Below are 19,560 nucleotides of genomic sequence, written 5' to 3'. Positions count from 1 at the left end.
CCCCCCCTACCCCGCGCCCCCGGCCCTCCCTCCTCATGCGGGGCGGGGGGGGGGGGGGGGGGGCCCCCCCCCCCCCCCGCCGCGAAGGAAAGGGGCCCGGCGTGGCCGGTCGTGTTGTTAAAAACCGCGGTTACGCGGTCTATCTGATCCCCGGCATGCTCGCCTCGCTGGCGGTGATCGTCGTGCCGCTGGTGATGACGGTCTACGTCAGCTTCACCAAGTGGACCGGTGTCGGCGATCCCCGCTGGGTCGGCCTGGAGAACTACACCAGGCTCTTCGGCGACACCCTGTTCTGGTCGTCGTTCGGCAACATCGCCCTGCTGGTGCTGGCCATGGCGGTGATTCCGACGCTGCTCGGCCTGGTGCTGGCGGCGGTGCTCTTCGACTACGTGGGCAAACGCTTCGGCGACCGGTGGGCCGGGCTGTTCCGGTCCGGCTACTACCTGCCGCAGGTGATCCCGGTGGCGGTCACCGGCATCATCTGGAGCTGGATCCTGCACCCGGGTTACGGCGCGCTCAACCGGATCCTCGAAGCGGCCGGCCTGGGCGGGCTGGCGAAGAACTGGCTCGGCGACCCCGACTACGCGCTGTACAGCGTGATGATGGTGATGATCTGGTTCCAGATCGGCTACCCGGTCGTCATGTTCATGTCCGGGCTGTCGCGCATCGACCCGTCGCTCTACGAGGCGGCCGACCTCGACGGCGCGACCTGGTGGCAGCGGTTCCGCAAGATCACTGTCTACATGATCCGGCCCGAGTTCTACGTCGTCCTGATCACCACCACGATCGCCGCGCTGAAGATCTTCGGCCAGGTCTTCGTGCTCACCAAGGGCGGCCCGAGCAACGCCACTCTCGTGCCGTCCTACTTCGCCTACAAGAACTTCTTCGAGAAAGCGCAGGTGGGGTACGGCTCGGCGATCTCCACTGTGCTGACGGTGCTGATCGTCGCGCTCGCCTTCGCCTTCCTCCGCCTCCAGCACCGCTCGTCGTCGCAGGACGGATGATCATGACTGTTACCGCCCGTCCCACCGTCGAACACCCGGCGGCGCAGGAGTCCCCGGAGGCCGCGCGGCACCGCGACCCGGTGCGGTGGTTCGTCCTCGCCGCCCTGGTCGTGCTGTTGTTGCTGCTGGTCGGGCCGTTGCTGGTGATCGCGGTCAACGCGGTCAAGAGCCCCGCCGACTACGCCGCGAACGGCCCGCTGTCGTTGCCCGGCGGCCTCCACCTCGACGGCATCGTGGATTTCTGGAACCGGGTGGACTTCGGCCAGAAGCTCTGGAACAGCTTCATCACCAGCCTCACCGTGGCCGTCCTCGGTGTCGTGCTGTCGATTCTCAACGCGTACGCCCTCGGCATCGGCCGGGTCCGCGGCCGCGTCTGGTTCCTGGTCTTCTTCCTGGTCGCCAACCTGCTCCCGCAGGAGGTGCTGGTCTACCCGCTGTACTACATCTCCAAGGAGGCCGGTCTCTACGACAGCCTGTTGGCGGTCATCATCATCTTCACCGTCATCCAGAGCGCCTTCGGTACCTACCTGCTCACCTCGGTCTACGCCGAGTTCCCCCGGGAACTGCTGGACGCCGCCGCCGTCGACGGCGCCGGGAAGTGGCGGACCCTGTGGCGGGTGGTGGTCCCGGTCAGCGGGCCCACCCTCGCGGTGCTGTTCACGTTCTTCTTCATCTGGACGTGGAACGAGTTCTTCCTGCCGCTGGTGTTCCTGGTCTCCAACGACAACCAGACCGTCCCGGTGGCCCTGGGCGTCCTCCAGGGCGACCGCATGATGGACGCCACCACGACCAGCGCGTCGGCCCTGATCGGCATCCTCCCCGCGATCCTCTTCTTCCTGCTCTTCCAGCGGACCCTCACGCGCGGCATCGCCGCCGGCGCCATCAAGTAAAGGATCCCCATGAAGTTCACCGATGGCTATTGGCGCAAGCGTGACGGGGTCACCGTCCTGCACCCGGCCCATCTTCAGGACACGGCGACCGGTCCGGACTCGCTGACGGTCTGGGCCGCCACCCGGCCGGTCCAGCACCGTGGTGACACGCTGAACGCCCCGCTCATCACCGTCACGTGCAGCGCGCCGGCGTCCGACGTCATCCGGGTGACGATCGACCACTTCCAGGGAGAGCGCTCCAGAACCCCCGATTTCGTCCTTTCTCCGGAATCCACCGACGTGACGGTGGACGACCTCTCCCTCACCGCGGGCGCGCTCACCGCGCGGTTCACCGCGGGGGAGAAGTGGGCGCTCGACTTCCTCGCCGACGGCCGGCGGCTCACCGGCAGCGGCTGGAAGGGCATGGGTGTCGTCACCGGCCCCGACGGCGACCACATCCACGAGCAACTCGATCTCGGCGTCGGGCACGTCGTCTACGGTCTGGGGGAGCGGTTCGGGCCGCTGGTCAAGAACGGTCAGACCGTCGACATCTGGAACGCCGACGGCGGCACCAGCAGCGAGCAGGCCTACAAGAACGTCCCGTTCTACTTCACCAACGGCGGGTACGGCGTGCTCGTCGACCACCCCGGCAAGGTGTCCTTCGAGGTCGCCTCCGAGATGGTCACCCGCACCCAGTTCAGCGTCGCCGGGCAGAGCCTGTCCTATCTGGTCATCTACGGGCCCACCCCGGCCGAGGTGATCCGCAAGTACACCGCGCTCACCGGCCGGCCCGCGCTGCCGCCGCCCTGGTCGTTCGGCCTCTGGCTGACCACCTCGTTCACCACCGACTACGACGAGGAGACGGTCAACAAGTTCGTCGGCGGCATGGCCGACCGGGACCTGCCGCTGTCGGTGTTCCACTTCGACTGCTTCTGGATGCGCGAGTTCAACTGGTGCGACTTCGAGTGGGACCCGCGCGTCTTCCCCGACCCGCCGGGCATGCTCAAACGCCTCGCCGACCGGGGACTGCGGACCTGCCTGTGGATCAACCCGTACATCGCCCAGCGCTCCGCGCTGTTCGCCGAGGGCAAGGCCAAGGGCTATCTGGTACGCCGCGCGAACGGCGACGTCTTCCAGTGGGACCTCTGGCAGGCCGGCATGGCCCTGGTCGACTTCACCAACCCCGAAGCCCGCGAGTGGTACGCCGGCAAACTGCGCGGCCTCGCCGAGATGGGCGTCGACGCCTTCAAGTCGGACTTCGGCGAACGAGTGCCGACCGACGTGGTGTGGCACGACGGCTCCGACCCGGAACGCATGCACAACTACTACTCGCAGATCTACAACCAGGTCGTCTTCGACGTGCTCCGGGAGGCCCGTGGCGAGGGCGAGGCCGTCCTGTTCGCCCGGTCGGCGACCGTCGGCGGCCAGCAGTTCCCGGTCCACTGGGGCGGCGACAACTCCAGCACGTTCGAGTCGATGGCGGAGAGCCTGCGCGGCGGCCTGTCCCTGATGTCGTCCGGTTTCGGGTTCTGGAGCCACGACATCGGCGGCTTCGAGGGCATGCCCGACCCGGCCGTGTTCAAGCGGTGGACCGCGTTCGGCCTGCTGTCGTCGCACAGCCGGCTGCACGGCAGTTCGTCGTACCGGGTGCCGTGGCTCTTCGACGAGGAGGCCGTGGACGTGCTGCGGCACTTCACGCACCTCAAGTACCGGCTGATGCCGTACATCTTCGGCGCGGCCCGCGAGGCGCACCTCACCGGCCTGCCGGTGATGCGGTCCATGGCGATCGGCTTCCCGGACGACCCGGCCGCGACCTACCTGGACCGCCAGTACCTGCTCGGCGGCGACCTCCTGGTCGCCCCGGTCTTCTCGGCCGACGGCGACGTCTCCTACTACGTCCCGGCCGGCCGGTGGACCCGCTATCAGCCGGTCACCGGCCTGGCCGAGACCGTCGAGGGTCCCGCCTGGGTCCGCGAGACCCACGGTTTCGACAGCGTGCCGCTGCTGGTTCGCCCCGGCGCGGTCATCCCGGTCGGCGCCCGCCAGGACCGCCCCGACTACGACTATCGCGACGGCGTCACCCTGCGCCTGTTCGAGCTGGCTCTCGGCGAGACCGCCGTCGTCGTCCCCGGCCCGGCCGGCGCGGACACGGTCTTCACCGTCACCCGTGAGGGCTCGCGGGTCGTCGTCGGCCGGAGGGGCGACGCGCTGCCCTGGCAGGTGCGCATCGGTGACCGGGTCACCGCCCTGAGCGCGGACGAGGAGAGCTGCACCCTCACGCTGGGCTAGCGGCTGCGACATGTCCGGCAGCGCCCACGGGCGCCGCCGGACATGTCGCGGTGGCGGGACCGGTCCCGTCATCCTCGTCGATATGATCGCCGCATGGCCATCGCTCGCATGCCGCTCCTTGCCATCGACTGCCCCGATCCCGGTGTGCTCGCCAGGTTCTACGGCGCGATCCTGGATGGGAGGATCGACGTCTCCGGTGACCGGGCCTCGGTCTGCGCCGAGGACGGCCGGTGCTTCTCCTTCCATGAGGTGGCCGACTACACGCCGCCGACCTGGCCGACGCAGGAGCGGCCCCAGCAGATGCACCTCGACATGCTCGTCGACGATCTCGATGCCGCCGAGGCGGCGGTGATCGCTCTCGGGGCGACCAGACATCCGGACCAGCCCGGCACGACATTCCGCGTCTTCCTGGACCCGGCAGGCCACCCCTTCTGTCTTTGTCTGAACTGATCCGGACGGGAACCCCGGCGTGTCGTTCGACCATCACGCGGGACGTGTGTGGCGGTGGCCGGGCGGACGGATCGAGGCATTCGAGGACGGCCGTCAGTCCCAGCCGTTGAAAAGGGTGCGGCCCACGTCCGGAGGACGCCACGAACGGATGTGGCGCCACTCCTGTTTGGCGAGCGCGCTGGTGTCCACCTCGCTCAACGGCGTGGCGAGCAACCTGCGGCCGAGCGGCATGAAGCCCACGTCGGCGAAGGCCTCGGCCCACGGCGGCGGGTCGACATGCGGCATGATCGCTGCGTGCGCGATCTGTTCGAGTTGAACGGCCGGTTCTGGGACTGGCAGGTGGATCGATGGGAAACGTCCGTGTTCCGCCTGATCGCGGACAACGACCTGACCTATCACCACAGCGTCGAGGTCACGTTCGCCGATGTCGCCTGGGTCTCCTGCGCGGATCTGTTTCACCATCCGGCCTTCCGGCCTTCGACGCTTCCCGAACGCGAGTTCGCGCGGAGGGTCACGACCGGCGCGGGGCATCACCTGTTCACGTGGGACGCCGAGACGGCAACCGGAACCGTCCCGATGATGGTCATCGCCGAGAGCGTACGGATCGCTGAGGGGATCGTCCGCCACTGAGGCACGTGCGCGAGTCGGCCGCGGCACGACGCGCCGGTTTGCCGGGTCGGTCGTATCGATGCGTATGTGGATCCGTCCCAGTACGGTGCTGATCAGAACAGGCGACGGAGAGGTGGCTGACCGGATGAGGTTCGGGCTGTACGGACTGCACCGCGACCGCAACGTCGAGTCCGACGTTCTGGTCCGGCGGGCCAGATCGGCGGAGGAGGCGGGCTTCGAGTCGCTGTGGGTCGGTGACCACATCGCGCTCCCCCCGGGGGAGGGTAACCCGCCCCGGCTGGAAGCCCTGATCGCGCTGAGCTACCTCGCGGCCGTGACCAGCCGGGTCCGCCTCGGCGTCGGCCTGATCGTGCTTCCGCAGCGCCAGCCGGTGCTGCTGGCCAAGCAGCTCACCTCGCTGGACGTGCTGTCCGGTGGCCGGCTGACCGTCGCCGTCGGGGCCGGCTACGTCGAGCCGGAGCTCCAGGCGATGGGCGTGTCGCTCGCCGAGCGGGGCGCCCGCACCGACGAGCATCTGGCCGCCATGCGTGCCCTGTGGGACGCCGCGCCTTCGTTCACCGGCCGGTTCGTGTCGTTCTCCGGCGTCGTTCAGCACCCGTCGCCGATCCAGCGCCCGCACCCGCCGATCGTGGTCGGAGGTCACTCCGCCGCCGCGTACCGCCGGGCCGTCCGGCACGGGAACGGTTGGTATGGCTGGGGTCTGGACGTCGACCAGACCGGGCAGGCGCTGCGCGCCCTGGCCGAGACCGCCCGCGCCGAGCAGCGGCCGGAGAGTCTCGGCGAACTGGAGATCACCATTACCCCGCCCGGCCCGCCCGACCTCGACACCGTCCGCAGGTACGCCGACCTGGGCGTGGACCGGCTCATCATCGAGCTGGAGGGCATCGACGACACCGCGGTCGACAGCGTGATCGTCTCCGTGGGGGAGACCCTGGTCGAACGGGTCTGACATGGACCGACCCGCTGCTCTTCACGGCATAGATGTGGGGCCGCAGCGGAGGGCGGGTGGCATCCCCGGAGCGGATGTCGAGTGAGCGTGCGCTGGGCGGCGGGGTATGCGAATGCCGCTGAAGCGCGCTGGTGGTCACGGGCAGTGAGCCGTCGGATGTACGGCTCCGGCCGGTGGCCGCGGCTCCGGCCGGGTCCGGCCGTAGGTCGCGAAACGGGTCAGCGTCTCGAACGGGCCTCGCCGCCCGGCCCGGCGCATCCGGTCGGCGAGCAGGACGGTGGCCGCCCAGGTCGCCGTCGCCAGGAGCGCCGTGCCGGTGACCGTCAGCGTGCCGGACAGGTCGAGCAGAAGCGGCGTGAACACGACCGCCCAGGTCACCGACTGCATCAGGTAGCAGGTCATCGACCGCTGGCCGGCCGCCGCGATCGCCGCCGTCATCGGGCCCGGGCGCGGTCCCTCAGGCCGTCGGTCCAGGCGCAGGGCGAGCAGGGACAGCAGGGCCGCGTAGCCGAGACCGCCCAGCGTGCCGGTCATGCCGTGCAGGGCGGCCAGCCGCTCCAGGGCGGGCTGAGCGGGCGCCGTGGTCGCGCCGGCCAGCAGCAGCGCGATCGGCTGGGCGCCCAGCACCGCGGCGCCGATGCCGCCCGCGGCGACGGCGCGGAGCAGCGGCAGGTGGTGCGCCGGACGCTCCAGGATGCGGCGGCGGCCCGCCCACAGGCCGACCGCGAACGGGCACAGGAAGCCGATCGGGCCCAGCAACGCGACGAACAACGCGACCGGCAACCTGTCGGCGACCAGCCCGGACAGGGCCGGTGGCAGTATCTCCGGGCCCGGCCCCTCGGTGCTGATCGTGGACGCGCCGGCGCTCGGCAGGGACGTCAGCACCAGGGCGGCGACAGCGAGCGCGGCCAGCCACCTGTCTCGCCAGAAGACCATCCACGCGCCCAGGAACAGCAGCACGCCGTACGCCGCCAGGATGTCGCCGACGTATAACAGCACGGCGTCGGTCAAGCCGATCACCATGAGCACCGCGCTGCGGCGCCAAAGCAGGCGGCGTACGCGCCAGTGGCCCCGTGCCCGCTGGCGACGCACGATCCGCGCGACCCCGTAACCGAACAGCAGCCCGAACAGCGGGAAGGCCCGGCCGTCCACGAACGTCGCCAGAAGCCAGGTCACCGCCTTGTCGGCGGCCGATCCGTGTTGCGGATAGCCACCGAGGACCGTCTGGCCACGCAGGAAGTAGTGCGTGTTGGCCAGCGCGATGAACAGCAGCATCGCGCCGCGTGCCAGGTCCGGGCCGAGCGCACGAGCCTCCGGTGTCACGGGTCCGGGCTGTCGTTCCGGCGTTGCGATTCGCATGCGCCGACCGTACGAGCGGAGGGTCTTGATTCGCAGTTGGCGGAAGTCTATGAAGGCGCTACTTAAGTCCAGACGAGTTCACCACGGACGTGCCCGGCCGTGCGGCGCCAGAAGCCGCGCCTTCGGTGGCATGCCGAGCTTGTGCGGCAGGAACGCGGCCGGCGGACGTCCGCCGGGCCGCCACGGGACGGGATGGTCGCGGTCGATGACGATCTCGCGCGTACGAGATGAGGGTCTTGAAAGGGGGAAGGCGGCCTGGGGCCCGGGAATGCGGCATGGCGCCGCGCGGCGGGGGTAACGTCCCGACCGGAGGGGCCGAAGGACCCCTGTCCTGGGTCCCTATCGCCGATACGTTGACCGTGACCAGTCAGGCACTCGTACGCCAACGTCGAGAGGAATGACCGTGACCGCCGTTTCGGACAATCGAGCCACCGCGCTCGACCTGCAGGAACTCGTGCGGAGACTCGCCGCTCCGGACGATGCCGAGGTCGCCGGACTGGACGCCTGGTGGCGGGCGAACAATTACCTGACCGTCGGCCAGATCTATCTGCAGGGCAATCCGCTGCTGCGTGAGCCATTGAGGAACGAGCACATCAAGCCGCGCCTGCTCGGGCACTGGGGAACGAGCCCGGGATTGTCGTTCATCTATGCCCATGTGTCGCGCCTGATCAAACGGACCGGCCAGCAGTCGATCTATCTCGCCGGGCCGGGGCATGGCGGGCCGGCCCTGGTCGCCGCCGGATACCTGGAGGGCACCTACTCGGAGGTGTACCCGAAGGTGAGTCTCGACGAGAGCGGTCTGCTGCGGCTGTTCCGCCAGTTCTCCTCACCCGGGGGCATCCCCAGCCACGTGTCGGTGACCACGCCCGGCTCCATCCACGAGGGTGGCGAGCTGGGTTATGTGCTGGTGCACGCGTTCGGCGCGGTGATGGACAACCCCGACCTGCTGGCGATCGCGGTCGTCGGTGACGGTGAGGCGGAGACCGGTCCGCTGGAGGGCTCCTGGAAGGGCGTCTCGTTCATCAACCCCGAGCACGACGGCGCGGTGCTGCCGATCCTGCACCTCAACGGCGCGAAGATCGCCGGACCGACCGTGCTGGCCCGCAAGGATCCGGCCGAGGTTCGCCGGCTCTTCGAGGGCCACGGCTACGACGTGCTGGAGATCGAGGGTGAGGACCTGCCCGGCATGCACCACCGGTTCGCGGCGACCCTCGCCGAGGCCTGGGGCCGGATCAAGACCATTCAGGGTACGGCGCGCGGCGGTCAGTGGGACGGCTCGCGGCCGCGGTGGCCGATGATCATCATGCGCACGCCCAAGGGCTGGACCGGCCCCGACAAGATCGACGGGATCACGGTGACCGGCACGTGGCGCTCGCACCAGGTGCCGCTCTCCGGCGTCAAGGGCAACGAGGACCACCTGCGTGAGCTGGAGAAGTGGCTGCGGTCGTACCGGCCGGAGGAGTTGTTCGACGCCACCGGCGCGCCGGTCGCCCTGATCCGCGACGTGGCCCCCGCCGGTGACCTGCGGATGAGCGCCAGCCCGCACGCCAACGGCGGCCTGCTCACTCGCGACCTGGACATGCCCGACTTCCGGGACTACGCGATCGAGGTGAAGAAGCCGGCCGAGGGCCGCGCCGAGTCGACCCGCAAGCTGGGCGAGATGATGCGCGACCTCTACACGCGCAACCCCGACCGGTTCCGGCTGTTCTGCCCGGACGAGACCAACAGCAACCGGCTCGGTGCCGTCTTCGAGGTCTCCGACCGGGCGTTCATGGAGGGCGTCAACGACGACGACGTGAAGATCGGCCGCACCGGCCGGGTCATGGAGGTGCTGTCCGAGCACAACTGCCACGGCTGGCTGGAGGGCTACAACCTGACCGGGCGGCACGGCATGTTCGCCACCTACGAGGCGTTCGCCATGGTCAGCGCGTCGCAGACGGTGCAGCACGGCAAGTGGCTGCAGGAGGCCTCGCACCTGCCGTGGCGGGCCAAGGTGCCGAGCCTGAACATCCTGCTCACCTCGACGGCGTGGCGCAACGATCACAACGGCTTCTCGCACCAGGGGCCCGGCCTGATCCAGGTGGTGCTCAACCAGCGCGGCACCGTGGCCCGGGTCTATCTGCCGCCGGACGCGAACACCCTGCTGTCGGTCGCCGACCACTGCTTCCGGTCCCGGTCGTACGTCAACCTGATCGTCATCGACAAGCAGCCGCAGCTCCAGTGGCTGACCATGGACCAGGCGATCGAGCACTGCGCCCGGGGCGCCGGCATCTGGGACTGGGCCGGCAACGACGACGGCGCCGGCGACCCCGACATCGTGCTGGCCTGCGCCGGCGACGTGGTGACCATGGAGACCGTGGCGGCTGCGCAGATCCTCAAGGAGCGGCTGCCGAAACTCCGGGTCCGCGTGGTGAACGTGGTCGACCTGATGGCCCTGCCCCGGCCGAAGGATCACCCGCACGGCATGAGCGAGACCATGTTCCGCGAGCTGTTCACCGACGACGTGGACGTGGTGTTCTCCTTCCACGGCTACCCGGGCGCCATCCACCAGCTCGTGCACGGCCGGCCGGACGCCGACCGGTTCCGGGTGCGCGGCTTCATCGAGGAGGGGACCACGACCACGCCGTTCGACATGACGGTCCGCAACCGGGCGTCCCGCTATCACCTGGTGATGGACGCGATCAACAACGCGAAGCGGCTGCCGGCCGGGGCCACCGAGCTGAAGACCTGGTGCGAGTCACAGTTGGCCAAGCACGAGCAGTACGTGGTCGACCACCTCGAAGACATGCCGGAGGTGCGGGACTGGTCGCTGGGGGACTGGGCGGAGCGCTGATCCTCCGGGATCTCCAGGAGCCCCGGGATCTCGCCGGTGTGAAATCCCACTGCGGTTTGCACAATGGTGCTCGATGCCGCGCGCGAATTCACAGGTTCGCGCGCGGTTCGCCCATAGGAGTTCGCGAATCAGACAGCAAGACGAAATCATTTCCTGCGAAACTGCGGCCGAGACCTGTCTCACCCTTTCAATCATCGGCGCGGGGCGCGAAAGTGAGGGAAGCACATACCCGTCGCTCGACGATGAGGAAGGGGACCCCCGTATGACCGCCACCCTGAACCCCTGGCCGATGACCCGGCAGGGATCCACCGACCACCCGGTGCAGACGTTGCAGTACCTGCTTCTCGCCCACGGTCACACGGTCACCGTCGATGGTGTCTTCGGCTCCGAGACCGGCGATGCCGTCCGCGCCGTACAGCGTGCCAAGAACCTTCCCGATCACGGCGTGGTCGACGCCGAGACGTGGCAGGCGCTGCTCGTCCCGGTGCGCCCCGGAATGCGGGGCAGTGCGGTCAGAGGGCTGCAGGAGGAGTTCGCCCTCGACGGCGCCGACGGCATCTACGGCCCGAAGACGGAGGCGGCGATCCGCGACCTCCAGGCGACCATCCGCGACGGGGGACTGCCGGTCGAGGTGGACGGGGTGGTCGGCCCGAGCACGTGGCAGGCCATCGTGAGCGGCCTGCGCGAGGCCGCTCCCCTCAGCAAGGCCGCCTGAGAGCGGCCCCGGCGGCTGGTCCCCGGTGCTGCCCCGACACCGCCGGGACAGCACCGAAGGCCAGCCGCGGCACGTCCGCCCGGCGCCGGGACCGCCCGGGCGCCCGGCGGTCCTATCGCCGGTGGATCGCGGACGGGTCGAAGCCGAACGGCAGCTCGAGGCGGTGGGCCGCCATCCGGTCACCGTCGGCGAGCAGTTCGCCGGTGGGGGCGTCGGCGACGATCCGGCCGGCGTCCAGGATCACCGAGCGCGGGCACAGCTCCAGCGCGTAGGGCAGATCGTGCGTCACCATCAGCACGGTCACCGGCAACGACATGATGATCTCGGCCAGTTCACGGCGGCTGGCCGGGTCGAGGTTGGACGACGGCTCGTCGAGCACCAGGATCTCCGGCCGCATCGCCAGCACGGTCGCCACCGCGACCCGGCGCCGCTGGCCGAACGACAGGTGATGCGGGATCTGGTCGCGGTGCTCCAGCATCCCCACCGCGGTCAGCGCCTCGGTCACCCGATGGTCGAGCTCGTCCCCGCGTACGCCCAGATTGGCCGGGCCGAAAGCGACGTCCTCGGCGACCGTCGGCATGAAAAGCTGGTCGTCGGGGTCCTGGAAGACGACGCCGACCCGGCGGCGGATCTCGGTGATCGCCTTGCGGTCGCCGGGCGTGACCGGCAGCCCGGAGATCTCCACCCGGCCGGCGCCGCCGTGCAGGATGCCGTTGAGGTGCAGCACCAGGGTGGTCTTGCCGGCGCCGTTGGGCCCGAGCAGGGCGACGCGTTCGCCCGGGGCCAGGGTGAGGTCGACCCCGTGTAGCGCCTCCCGCCCGTCCGGATAGGCGAAGGTCAGGCCGGTGATCTTCAGGGCCGCTGTCATGTGATCATGCTAGGACGGCGGCCGCGACCGCTATCCCGGCGGCGGCGACCGGCAGAGCCGACGAGACCACCCACTCGGCCGCCGGGGCCTTGCTCCCGGAGCCCGACGGCATGCGGCCGGAGTAGCCGCGCGACAACATCGCCAGGTAGACCCGCTCGCCGCGCTCGTAGGAGCGCAGGAACAGCGCGCCGACGCCGACCGCGAACGCCTTGACCTGCCAGAGGAAGCGCGGGTCGTAGCCGCGGGACAGCCGGGCGATCCGCATCCGCCGGGCGTCGTCGATCAGCACGTCGATGTAGCGCAGCATGAACGTCATGATCTGGGTGATCACGGTCGGGCAGCGCAGCCGGTCCAGGCCCAGGATGAGGTCACGCATCGAGGTGGTCGCGGCGAGCAGCAGCGAGGCGAGAACGCCCAGCGTGCCCTTCGCGAAGATGTTCCACGCGCCGTAGAGGCCGTCGACCGACAGCGACAGGCCCAGCCAGTCCACCCGCTCGCCGTGGCCGGTGAACGGCAGCACCACCGCGAGGAGCACGAACGGCAGCTCGATGGTGGCCCGTTTGAGCAGCCAGCCGGCCGGCACCCGGGCCAGGCCGGCGACCAGGGCGATCAACAGGGTGTAACCGGCGAAGGCGGTCAGGTCCTCGCGTGGGGTGACCACCACGACGATGGTGAAGAGCAGCACCGCCGCGATCTTCACCTCGGGGGAGAGCCGGTGCACCCGGCTCTCCCGAGCGAGGTAGAGCGGTTCCATTCAGGCCTTCTGGTCGCTCGGCTCGCTCGGCGACGCTAGGTCTTCGCCGAGGGCGTGGCCGCCTTCCTCCGGTGAGCGGCGGCGCAGGAGCCAGAACATGCCGCCGCCGATCGCGAAGGTGAGCAGCACGCCGAGCACGCCGGACAGGCCGGTGGAGAGGTACTCGTTGTCGATGCCGCGGATGCCGTAGTCGGCGAGCGGGCTGTCGGCGAGTTGATGCTCCTGCTCCTGCTGCGCCATGCAGGTGCCGCCGGTGATCTCGTCGTCGGCGTTGAAGGTGCAGCCCTGGCGGGCGGCGTGGTCGAGGCCGTCGGGGCTGCCGGAGGCGAAGTTGGAGACCACCCCGGCCAGCAGCAGCGCCACGAGCAGGCCGCCGGCGAGGAACACGCGGAGCCGCCCGGTCATGCGACGGCCGCCTTGGCCCTGATCGGGGCGCGGAAGGCCCGCAGGGCGTAGACCAGGTCGGGGCGGACCTTCGCCACGGTCACCACGGTGGTCGCGGCGATCAGGCCCTCACCGATGCCGATCAGGGTGTGGGTGCCGGCCATGGTGGCGGCGACCGCGGTGATCGACAGGTCGGCGGTGCCGCCCAGCGCGAACTCCGCGACGAAGCCCATCGCGGCGACCACGACACCGATGACCGAGGCGATCAGGGCGGTCGCGCCGAGGCCCCTGCTGCTGCGGGGGAGGACCCGCAGCAGCAGGGCGACCAGCAGATAGGCCGCCGCCGTGCCGATCAGCGCCATGTTCGTGATGTTCAGCCCCAGGGCGGTGAGGCCGCCGTCGGCGAACACCAGCGCCTGCACGATCAGCACGGTGGACACGCAGAGCGCGCCGACCCACGGGCCGACCAGAATCACCGCGAGCGTGCCGCCGAGCAGGTGGCCGGAGACGCCCGGCAGCACCTGGAAGTTGAGCATCTGCACGGCGAAGATGAACGCCGCGACCAGGCCGGCCATCGGGGCCAGGCGGTCATCGAGGTCGAGCTTGGCCCGCCACACACAGACCGCGAGCCCGGCCATCGCTATCGCGATGAAGATCGCCGAGACGGGACCGTTGATGATCCCGTTCGCGATGTGCATCGCCTGCACGTCGTCCATGCCGCCAGCATATGAGCGGAACCTGGTTGTTGCATATAGCTGGCAACTACGGCAGTGATGATCTTCACGTCAGCCGGCGAGCACGTCCGCCAGGGCCCGCCGGGGTGAGGGGTGGCCCGGCCGGCCGTACCCGATCCGGAACGCCATCTGCGGCATCCCCGAGCGGCCGAGCGAGCGCCGCAGCTGGTCGCGGGCCGCCGGCACCTCGATCGGCTGAGAGATCATCGAGCCGGCCAGGCCCGCGCCGGTGGCGGTCAGCAGCACGCGCTGCAACGCCTGCCCGGCCATCACGTGGTCGAGCCGGCGGTCGCCGGCCGTGCCGAGGACACCGATCAACGGCTCCGCCTCGTAGTCACGGCCCGGCGCCCGGCGCCGGCCGCCGAAGCCGCGCTGCGGGATCAGGTCCTGCGGCTCGGTCACCGTCGCGGACGCGGCCACCGGAATGCCCTCGGTTCGCGAATCGGTGTCCGTCCAGGTGATCAGCTCACCCTGGTAGCGGGTGTCCCGGCGCAGCACCCGGTCGGCGCTGTGCGCGATCTCCGAGAACCCGGTCAGCGCGGTCATCCCGACCAGCAGGTCCAGCCAGGCGCCCTCGGCCCGCGCCGCCTCGATCAGCCGGACCCGCACGTCCGCGGGCACCGGGTCCGGCCAGAACGGCTGCCGGTTGCTGTGACGGCGCCCGATCGCGGCGTACAGGTCCTGCTCGGTGTAGGTCGGCGGCCGGTTCCGGGCCGGGGTGAGCCGGGCGATCACCTCCGGCTCGGCGCTGTCCGGCAGGAGCGTCACCTCGGCCGGGGTGCCCGCCGAGGCCAGCGCCAGCCGGGCGTTGAGGGTGGCCGCGCCCAGCGCGAGCCGCGCCGCCCAGCCGCCGTTGCCGGCCAGCCGCAACTGCCGGTGCGGATCGGCGAGCACCTCGACGGCGCCGTCGCGCAGGCGGAACGCCCACGGCTGGCTGTTGTACATGGACGGGGCCTGGATCCCGGCCGCCGCGGCGCGCCGCAGCCCGGACGAGTCGTAGCGGTTCATTCCCTCACGGTGCCGCGCGGGGCCGCCGCGGTTAAGGGCCGAAGGTCCTGCAGCGGCACCCTCCAGGTCACCAGGGTGCCGGTGAAGTCGGAGAGGCTGTTCCGGTGCATCTCCTGCAGGAGCTCGTCGAGGCACACGCGGGACAGAGGGCTCAACCCGAGCGAGGGTGTCGGTCCTTCGACCACCCGTCGAGGCTATCGCCGGGACTTTCGGCCCTGGGTGCCCGGGACCGTCCCGGGTAGGAAGGAGACATGATCCGAGTCTTTCTCCTCGACGACCACGAGGTCGTCCGCCGCGGCCTCATCGACCTGCTCCAGGCCGGCGGCGACATCGAGGTGGTCGGCGAGTCCGGCTCCGCGCCGGAGGCGGCCCGGCGCATTCCCGCCCTGCGTCCCGACGTGGCGGTGCTCGACGCCCGCCTGCCGGACGGCAACGGCATCGACGTCTGCCGCGACGTCCGCGCCGTCGACTCGTCGATCAAAGGACTGATCCTCACCTCCTATGAGGACGACGAGGCTCTCTTCGCCGCGATCATGGCCGGGGCCTCGGGCTACGTCCTCAAACAGATCCGCGGCACCGACCTGGTCGACGCGGTGCGGCGGGTCGCCGCCGGCCAGTCGCTGCTCGACCCGGCCGTCACCCAGCGGGTCCTGGAGCGCATCCGCAACGGCGTCGAACAGCCGCGGGAACTCGCCTCCCTCACCGAGCAGGAGCGCCGCATCCTCGAACTGGTCGCCGAGGGCCTCACCAACCGCGAGATCGCCGGCCGCATGTTCCTCGCCGAGAAGACGGTCAAGAACTACGTCTCCAGCCTGCTCGCCAAGCTCGGCCTCGAACGCCGCACGCAGGCGGCGGTCCTCGCCACCAAACTGCTCAAAGACCACCCCTGAGACCATCGGCCCCTTCGTCGTACGGCCGGCGGGAGCACCCGGGCTCCCCGGCACCGGGCAGCGCCGGCGACCAGGCGGCGGGTATTGACAGGCAATATGTTTGTCGCAAACCGCCAGGCCCTGGCGCAGTCCTTCCCGAGGAGCTCCATGAGCACGCTCCGCCAGCGATTCTCCCGGTGGGTGCAATCGCAGACCATCAAAGGGCTCACCCCCGGCCCGTACGATCTCCGGATCCGTAAGGACCTGCGGGTGCCGATGGACGACGGCGTGGAACTGCTGGCCGACCTGATCCTGCCGCTGGGTTCGGACGAGAACCTGCCGGTCGTGGTGATCCGTGGCCCGTACGGCCGCCGGGGTCCCGTCGCCGGCCCGGCCCGCGCGCTCGCCCGCGAGGGTTTCCCGGTGCTGTTCCAGAGCTGCCGCGGCACCTGGGGCTCGGAGGGGGTCTTCACCCCGCAGGTCGACGAGCAGCGCGACGGCATCGCCACCCACCGCTGGGTGCGGGCCCAGCCGTGGTGCGCCGGCCCGGTCGTCACGTTCGGGGCCAGTTACATGGGCTTCACCCAGTGGGCGGTGGCCGGCACGTTGCAGCGGGACGAGCCTTCGTCAGCGCCGGACGCGCTCTGCCTGGTCACCACGATGCCCGACTTCGGAGTGGTCACCTGGGACAACGCCGCGTTCGCGCTGCGCAACGCGCTCGGCTGGACGCAGATGATGGACCGGATGATTCACCGGGAACTGGTCGCGGTGGTGCTCGGCCAGTTGCGCCCGGACCCGCGCCTGCGCCGGGCCTTCGACGTGCTGCCGTTGCGCGACGGGGACGTGGCCGCCAACGGGCGCCGGGTCCACTGGTACCAGGACTGGGTGGAGCACGAGCGGCTCACCGACGAGTACTGGACGCGGCAGTCGCACACCGCCTCGGTGCCCGACGTGACCGCGCCGGTCTACATGATCACCGGCTGGTACGACATCTTCCTGCCCTGGCAGCTGCGCGACCACGCCCAGCTCGCCGAGGCCGGCCGGCCGGCCCGGATCACCATCGGCCCGTGGGGCCACCTCTCCCGCGCGATGGGCGCCCCGGCCGTCAGCGAGACCGCGGCGTTCCTCCGGGAGCACTTCGCCGGCGGTCCGGCCGACCGGCCGGCGCCGGTCCGGGCCTATCTGACCGGCGCCGAGAAGTGGCACGACCTCCGGTCGTGGCCGCCGGCCGGTGTCACCGCCGAGACCTGGCATCTGCACGAGGGCGGCCGCCTGGCCGCGGACCGGCCGGCCGGGGGAGTGACCGGATACGTCTACGACCCGGACGATCCGACCCCGGCGGTGGGCGGCCCGAGCCTGCAACCCGACTCGGGGCCGGTGGACAACGCCGCCCACGAGGCTCGCCCCGACGTCACGGTCTTCCGCGGTGACGTCCTGACGGCGGCGGTGACCGTCGCCGGCGTTCCGGTGGCCCGGATCGGGTTCCGCTCGTCGCAGCCGAGCGCGGACGTCTTCGTGCGGCTCTGCGACGTGCATCCGGACGGCCGCTCGATGACCGTCTGCGACGGCATCCGCCGCGTCGGCGGCGTCGCCACGGCGAATGCCGAACCGCCGGCCGGCGACGGCTTCCGCGAGGTGACGGTCGAGTTGTGGCCCACGTTCCACCGGTTCGCCGCCGGTCACCGCATCAGCGTGCAGGTCAGCTCCGGCGCCCATCCCCGTTACGCCCGCAACCCCGGCTCCGGGGAACCGGCGGCCACGGCGTCCGTGACGTACCGGGCCACCCAGGAGATCTCTCACGATCCCGCCCGCCCGTCGCACGTCGACCTGCCGGTGTGGAACGGGTGACCGCGCCCGCGGGACGGCGCTGACGGCCGGCCGAGGGCTCAGCGGCGGGGGAGCCGGACGGTGGCCACCGTGCCGCCGCCGGCGTTCTCGCCGAGCGTGATGGTGCCGCGGTGCAGCTCGATGATGGCCCGGCTCAGCGCCAGCCCCAGTCCCGCGCCGGGGATGCCGCTGTGCCGGGCGTTGGTGGCCCGGTACAGACGGGCGAAGAGCCGGTCCCGGTCGGCGGCCGGGATGCCGATGCCGGTGTCGCTGACGGTCAGCACCGCGGCGTCCTCGTCGGCGGTCAGGCCGATCCGCACGGTGGACCCTTCGGGGCTGTACTTCACCGCGTTGCCGATCAGGTTCTCCGCGACCTGCCGCAGCCGGGCCCGGTCGCCCGGGACGATCAGCTCGTCCGGCAGGTCGGTGTGCAGCGGCACGTCCGGCAGCGCCGCCGTGACCACCGCAGCGAGATCCACGTCGCCGAGGGTGAGCTGGGCGTGGCCGGCTTCCAGGGCGGAGAGGTCGAGCAGCCGTTCGACCAGCGAACGCAGCCGGGCGTTGTTGCGCTCGATCACCCCCAGCAGTTCGCGCACCTCGCCGATGGTGGTGCCGTCGCCCGCCTCGGCGATCAGGTCGGTGTAGGTGCCGATCGACGTCAGTGGGGTCCGCAGCTCGTGCCCGACCAGGGCGATGTACTCGCCGATGCTGGCCGCGAGCTGGTTCGACAGCTCCTCGGCCCGGCGCCGTTCCAGGTAGGCGCCGATGTGCCCGGCGATGCCGCTGAGCAGCACGGTCAGGGCCGGGTCGGGTTCCTGGTGCTCCACGGTCAGGACGCTGAGCACGCCGATCACCTTCTCGGCGGAGCGCACCGGCACGGCCACCGCGGCCCGGTAGTGCTCGGCCTCCACCATGGCGGCCGCGTCCGGGGCCTGCAGGTCCGGCACCCAGATCGGGTCCCCGGCGGCCCAGCAGGCCCCGGCCAGGCCCTGCCCGCGCTCCACCGCCGGCGGCAGCCGCACCGGCGGGGCGCCCTCGGCGAGGTGGGTGGCGGCCGGCCGGAGCCGGTGGGTGACCGGGTCCACCAGCCACAGCCGCAGGTACGGCCACCCCAGCTCACCCGAGATCGCCCGCAGCACCTCGGTGCCGGCCCGGGCCGTGTCCGGTGCGTGGACCAGCGCCTTGAGCACTTCGGTCTTGCATCGTTCGTACTGGCGCTGGTGGTGTTGCGCGGTGACGTCGTGCACCGCGGCGACGGCGCCGAGGATCTTCCCGCCGGCGTCGCGCACCGGGCGGGCGTTGATCGCGAACCAGCGCCGCCGGTTCTGCCGGTCGTGGGCGAGCACGCCGTCGTGCCGGACCTCCTCGCCGCCGAGCGCCCGGTAGAGCGGCACCTCGTCGGGTGGCAGCGGGGTGCCGTCGTGGCGGCGCAGCCCGAACCGTTCGGCCCAGTCGCGGGCCGGCACGCCGAGGCTCTCGTCGCCGAAGAAGTCCCGGACCGCCTGGTTGATCACCACGAGCCGGCCGTCCAGGTCGCAGGCCACCACGCCGGCGTCCAGGCTGCGCAGGAGGGCCTCGGTGAAGGCCGGATCGTGCCGCGGCGGTGGCGATGTGAGGCATCTGCGCAGGGTGTCGCTGAGCTCCTCGACGCTGAACGGCCTGGACAGCACCGCGTCGGCCCCGGCCGGGGTGGCGCCGCCGGCCGGCGGGTGGCCGGTGATCAGCACGATCGGCACGGTGGCGGTGGCGGGGTGGTCGCGCAGGGCCCGGCACATCCGGATCCCGTCGAGCCCGCGCAGGTCGACGTCGGCGACGACCAGGACGGGCGGGTGGGCGATGGCCGCGGCGAGCCCGGCCGGTCCGTCCTCGGCGAGGGTGGCCTCGTGGCCGAGCCGGCGGACGACCTCGGCGATCACGGCCTGATGTTCCGGGTTGTCCTCGACGACCAGCACCGCTGCCATGCCATCAGCCTAAATCACGGTAAATCAGGCAGAGGTTTCGTCGGTGGCGGAAGCGGG

At 70.9% G+C, this 19,560-nt stretch carries 19 protein-coding genes; 10 read left to right on the top strand and 9 right to left on the bottom strand.

All coding sequences use genetic code 11. The features are described 5' to 3' along the window. The first annotated feature begins 155 nt into the window (after positions 1–155). The 4 genes from QLQ12_RS20085 (at position 156) to QLQ12_RS20070 (ending at position 4,612) form a co-directional block, all read left to right on the top strand. Entirely contained in the window at positions 156–1,004 is an 849-nt protein-coding gene (locus tag QLQ12_RS20085) for a carbohydrate ABC transporter permease (protein ID WP_407651518.1), read from the top strand. 2 nt (positions 1,005–1,006) lie between these two features. Continuing rightward, positions 1,007–1,894 carry a carbohydrate ABC transporter permease gene (locus QLQ12_RS20080; RefSeq protein ID WP_282761743.1) on the top strand — a complete coding sequence of 296 codons (888 nt, stop codon included), beginning with the start codon at positions 1,007–1,009 and terminating at the stop codon, positions 1,892–1,894. A gap of 9 nt (positions 1,895–1,903) precedes the next feature. Next, the gene (yicI, locus tag QLQ12_RS20075) at positions 1,904–4,162 is read left to right on the top strand and encodes an alpha-xylosidase (RefSeq protein WP_282761742.1); all 2,259 of its coding nucleotides are present in this window, start codon (positions 1,904–1,906) and stop codon (positions 4,160–4,162) included. A gap of 93 nt (positions 4,163–4,255) precedes the next feature. Further along, entirely contained in the window at positions 4,256–4,612 is a 357-nt protein-coding gene (locus QLQ12_RS20070) for a VOC family protein (protein ID WP_282761741.1), read from the top strand. A 93-nt stretch (positions 4,613–4,705) separates the two neighbouring features. On the opposite strand, the gene QLQ12_RS20065 is transcribed toward QLQ12_RS20070, so the two are convergent. Further along, entirely contained in the window at positions 4,706–4,897 is a 192-nt protein-coding gene (locus tag QLQ12_RS20065) for a hypothetical protein (protein ID WP_282761740.1), read from the bottom strand. Between the two features lie 9 nt (positions 4,898–4,906). Here QLQ12_RS20065 and QLQ12_RS20060 point away from each other — a divergent pair, with 9 nt between their 5' ends. Beyond that, complete coding sequence (locus QLQ12_RS20060; protein WP_282761739.1) at positions 4,907–5,242, top strand: hypothetical protein; 336 nt, start codon at positions 4,907–4,909, stop codon at positions 5,240–5,242. A gap of 124 nt (positions 5,243–5,366) precedes the next feature. After that, positions 5,367–6,191 carry an LLM class F420-dependent oxidoreductase gene (locus tag QLQ12_RS20055; protein ID WP_282761738.1) on the top strand — a complete coding sequence of 275 codons (825 nt, stop codon included), beginning with the start codon at positions 5,367–5,369 and terminating at the stop codon, positions 6,189–6,191. 135 nt (positions 6,192–6,326) lie between these two features. Here the strand turns inward: QLQ12_RS20055 and QLQ12_RS20050 are convergent, their stop codons facing one another. Next, positions 6,327–7,550, bottom strand: coding sequence for a DUF418 domain-containing protein (locus QLQ12_RS20050; RefSeq protein ID WP_282761737.1), 1,224 nt, complete (start codon positions 7,548–7,550; stop codon positions 6,327–6,329). 397 nt (positions 7,551–7,947) lie between these two features. Between QLQ12_RS20050 and QLQ12_RS20045 the strand changes: the two genes are divergently transcribed. Both QLQ12_RS20045 and QLQ12_RS20040 read left to right on the top strand, forming a co-directional pair. Then, the gene (locus tag QLQ12_RS20045; protein WP_282761736.1) at positions 7,948–10,383 is read left to right on the top strand and encodes a phosphoketolase family protein; all 2,436 of its coding nucleotides are present in this window, start codon (positions 7,948–7,950) and stop codon (positions 10,381–10,383) included. Between the two features lie 262 nt (positions 10,384–10,645). Next, positions 10,646–11,098 carry a peptidoglycan-binding domain-containing protein gene (locus tag QLQ12_RS20040; protein WP_282761735.1) on the top strand — a complete coding sequence of 151 codons (453 nt, stop codon included), beginning with the start codon at positions 10,646–10,648 and terminating at the stop codon, positions 11,096–11,098. 112 nt (positions 11,099–11,210) lie between these two features. On the opposite strand, the gene QLQ12_RS20035 is transcribed toward QLQ12_RS20040, so the two are convergent. The 6 genes from QLQ12_RS20035 to QLQ12_RS20010 form a co-directional block, all read right to left on the bottom strand. Then, a complete protein-coding gene (locus tag QLQ12_RS20035; protein ID WP_282761734.1) occupies positions 11,211–11,966 on the bottom strand; it encodes an energy-coupling factor ABC transporter ATP-binding protein in 756 nt (251 codons plus the stop codon). A gap of 4 nt (positions 11,967–11,970) precedes the next feature. Continuing rightward, positions 11,971–12,720 carry a cobalt ECF transporter T component CbiQ gene (gene cbiQ / locus QLQ12_RS20030; protein ID WP_282761733.1) on the bottom strand — a complete coding sequence of 250 codons (750 nt, stop codon included), beginning with the start codon at positions 12,718–12,720 and terminating at the stop codon, positions 11,971–11,973. Further along, positions 12,721–13,125 carry a PDGLE domain-containing protein gene (locus QLQ12_RS20025; RefSeq protein ID WP_282761732.1) on the bottom strand — a complete coding sequence of 135 codons (405 nt, stop codon included), beginning with the start codon at positions 13,123–13,125 and terminating at the stop codon, positions 12,721–12,723. Next, positions 13,122–13,820 carry an energy-coupling factor ABC transporter permease gene (locus QLQ12_RS20020; RefSeq protein WP_282761731.1) on the bottom strand — a complete coding sequence of 233 codons (699 nt, stop codon included), beginning with the start codon at positions 13,818–13,820 and terminating at the stop codon, positions 13,122–13,124. The genes QLQ12_RS20025 and QLQ12_RS20020 overlap by 4 nt, the downstream gene beginning before the upstream one ends. A 69-nt stretch (positions 13,821–13,889) precedes the next feature. Continuing rightward, entirely contained in the window at positions 13,890–14,846 is a 957-nt protein-coding gene (locus QLQ12_RS20015; protein WP_282761730.1) for an Acg family FMN-binding oxidoreductase, read from the bottom strand. Then, complete coding sequence (locus tag QLQ12_RS20010) at positions 14,843–15,031, bottom strand: hypothetical protein (protein WP_282761729.1); 189 nt, start codon at positions 15,029–15,031, stop codon at positions 14,843–14,845. The genes QLQ12_RS20015 and QLQ12_RS20010 overlap by 4 nt, the downstream gene beginning before the upstream one ends. A 66-nt stretch (positions 15,032–15,097) precedes the next feature. On the opposite strand from QLQ12_RS20010, the gene QLQ12_RS20005 reads away from it, so the two are divergent. After that, positions 15,098–15,736 (top strand): response regulator, encoded by a 639-nt coding sequence (locus tag QLQ12_RS20005; protein WP_282761728.1) that lies wholly within the window; start codon positions 15,098–15,100, stop codon positions 15,734–15,736. Positions 15,737–15,883: 147 nt separating this feature from the next. After that, on the top strand, positions 15,884–17,563 hold the full coding sequence (locus QLQ12_RS20000) for a CocE/NonD family hydrolase (RefSeq protein WP_282761727.1): 1,680 nt from the start codon (positions 15,884–15,886) through the stop codon (positions 17,561–17,563). A gap of 38 nt (positions 17,564–17,601) precedes the next feature. On the opposite strand, the gene QLQ12_RS19995 is transcribed toward QLQ12_RS20000, so the two are convergent. After that, positions 17,602–19,503 (bottom strand): ATP-binding protein, encoded by a 1,902-nt coding sequence (locus QLQ12_RS19995; protein ID WP_282761726.1) that lies wholly within the window; start codon positions 19,501–19,503, stop codon positions 17,602–17,604. Between the last annotated feature and the right edge of the window lie 57 nt (positions 19,504–19,560).

It is taken from the genome of Actinoplanes sandaracinus (assembly GCF_030009775.1).
GTDB classification, from domain to species: Bacteria; Actinomycetota; Actinomycetes; order Mycobacteriales; family Micromonosporaceae; genus Actinoplanes; species Actinoplanes sandaracinus.
This window is presented reverse-complemented; position numbering and strand designations above follow the sequence as displayed.

Bases quoted from the DNA above. Each gene is read 5' to 3' on its own strand.
- QLQ12_RS20085 (WP_407651518.1), top strand. From the start codon at position 156: ATGCTCGCCTCGCTGGCGGTGATCGTCGTGCCGCTGGTGATGACGGTC.
- QLQ12_RS20080 (WP_282761743.1), top strand. From the start codon at position 1,007: ATGACTGTTACCGCCCGTCCCACCGTCGAACACCCGGCGGCGCAGGAG.
- yicI (WP_282761742.1), top strand. From the start codon at position 1,904: ATGAAGTTCACCGATGGCTATTGGCGCAAGCGTGACGGGGTCACCGTC.
- QLQ12_RS20070 (WP_282761741.1), top strand. From the start codon at position 4,256: ATGGCCATCGCTCGCATGCCGCTCCTTGCCATCGACTGCCCCGATCCC.
- QLQ12_RS20065 (WP_282761740.1), bottom strand. From the start codon at position 4,897: ATGCCGCATGTCGACCCGCCGCCGTGGGCCGAGGCCTTCGCCGACGTG.
- QLQ12_RS20055 (WP_282761738.1), top strand. From the start codon at position 5,367: ATGAGGTTCGGGCTGTACGGACTGCACCGCGACCGCAACGTCGAGTCC.
- QLQ12_RS20050 (WP_282761737.1), bottom strand. From the start codon at position 7,550: ATGCGAATCGCAACGCCGGAACGACAGCCCGGACCCGTGACACCGGAG.
- QLQ12_RS20045 (WP_282761736.1), top strand. From the start codon at position 7,948: ATGACCGTGACCGCCGTTTCGGACAATCGAGCCACCGCGCTCGACCTG.
- QLQ12_RS20040 (WP_282761735.1), top strand. From the start codon at position 10,646: ATGACCGCCACCCTGAACCCCTGGCCGATGACCCGGCAGGGATCCACC.
- QLQ12_RS20035 (WP_282761734.1), bottom strand. From the start codon at position 11,966: ATGACAGCGGCCCTGAAGATCACCGGCCTGACCTTCGCCTATCCGGAC.
- cbiQ (WP_282761733.1), bottom strand. From the start codon at position 12,720: ATGGAACCGCTCTACCTCGCTCGGGAGAGCCGGGTGCACCGGCTCTCC.
- QLQ12_RS20025 (WP_282761732.1), bottom strand. From the start codon at position 13,125: ATGACCGGGCGGCTCCGCGTGTTCCTCGCCGGCGGCCTGCTCGTGGCG.
- QLQ12_RS20020 (WP_282761731.1), bottom strand. From the start codon at position 13,820: ATGGACGACGTGCAGGCGATGCACATCGCGAACGGGATCATCAACGGT.
- QLQ12_RS20015 (WP_282761730.1), bottom strand. From the start codon at position 14,846: ATGAACCGCTACGACTCGTCCGGGCTGCGGCGCGCCGCGGCGGCCGGG.
- QLQ12_RS20005 (WP_282761728.1), top strand. From the start codon at position 15,098: ATGATCCGAGTCTTTCTCCTCGACGACCACGAGGTCGTCCGCCGCGGC.
- QLQ12_RS20000 (WP_282761727.1), top strand. From the start codon at position 15,884: ATGAGCACGCTCCGCCAGCGATTCTCCCGGTGGGTGCAATCGCAGACC.
- QLQ12_RS19995 (WP_282761726.1), bottom strand. From the start codon at position 19,503: ATGGCAGCGGTGCTGGTCGTCGAGGACAACCCGGAACATCAGGCCGTG.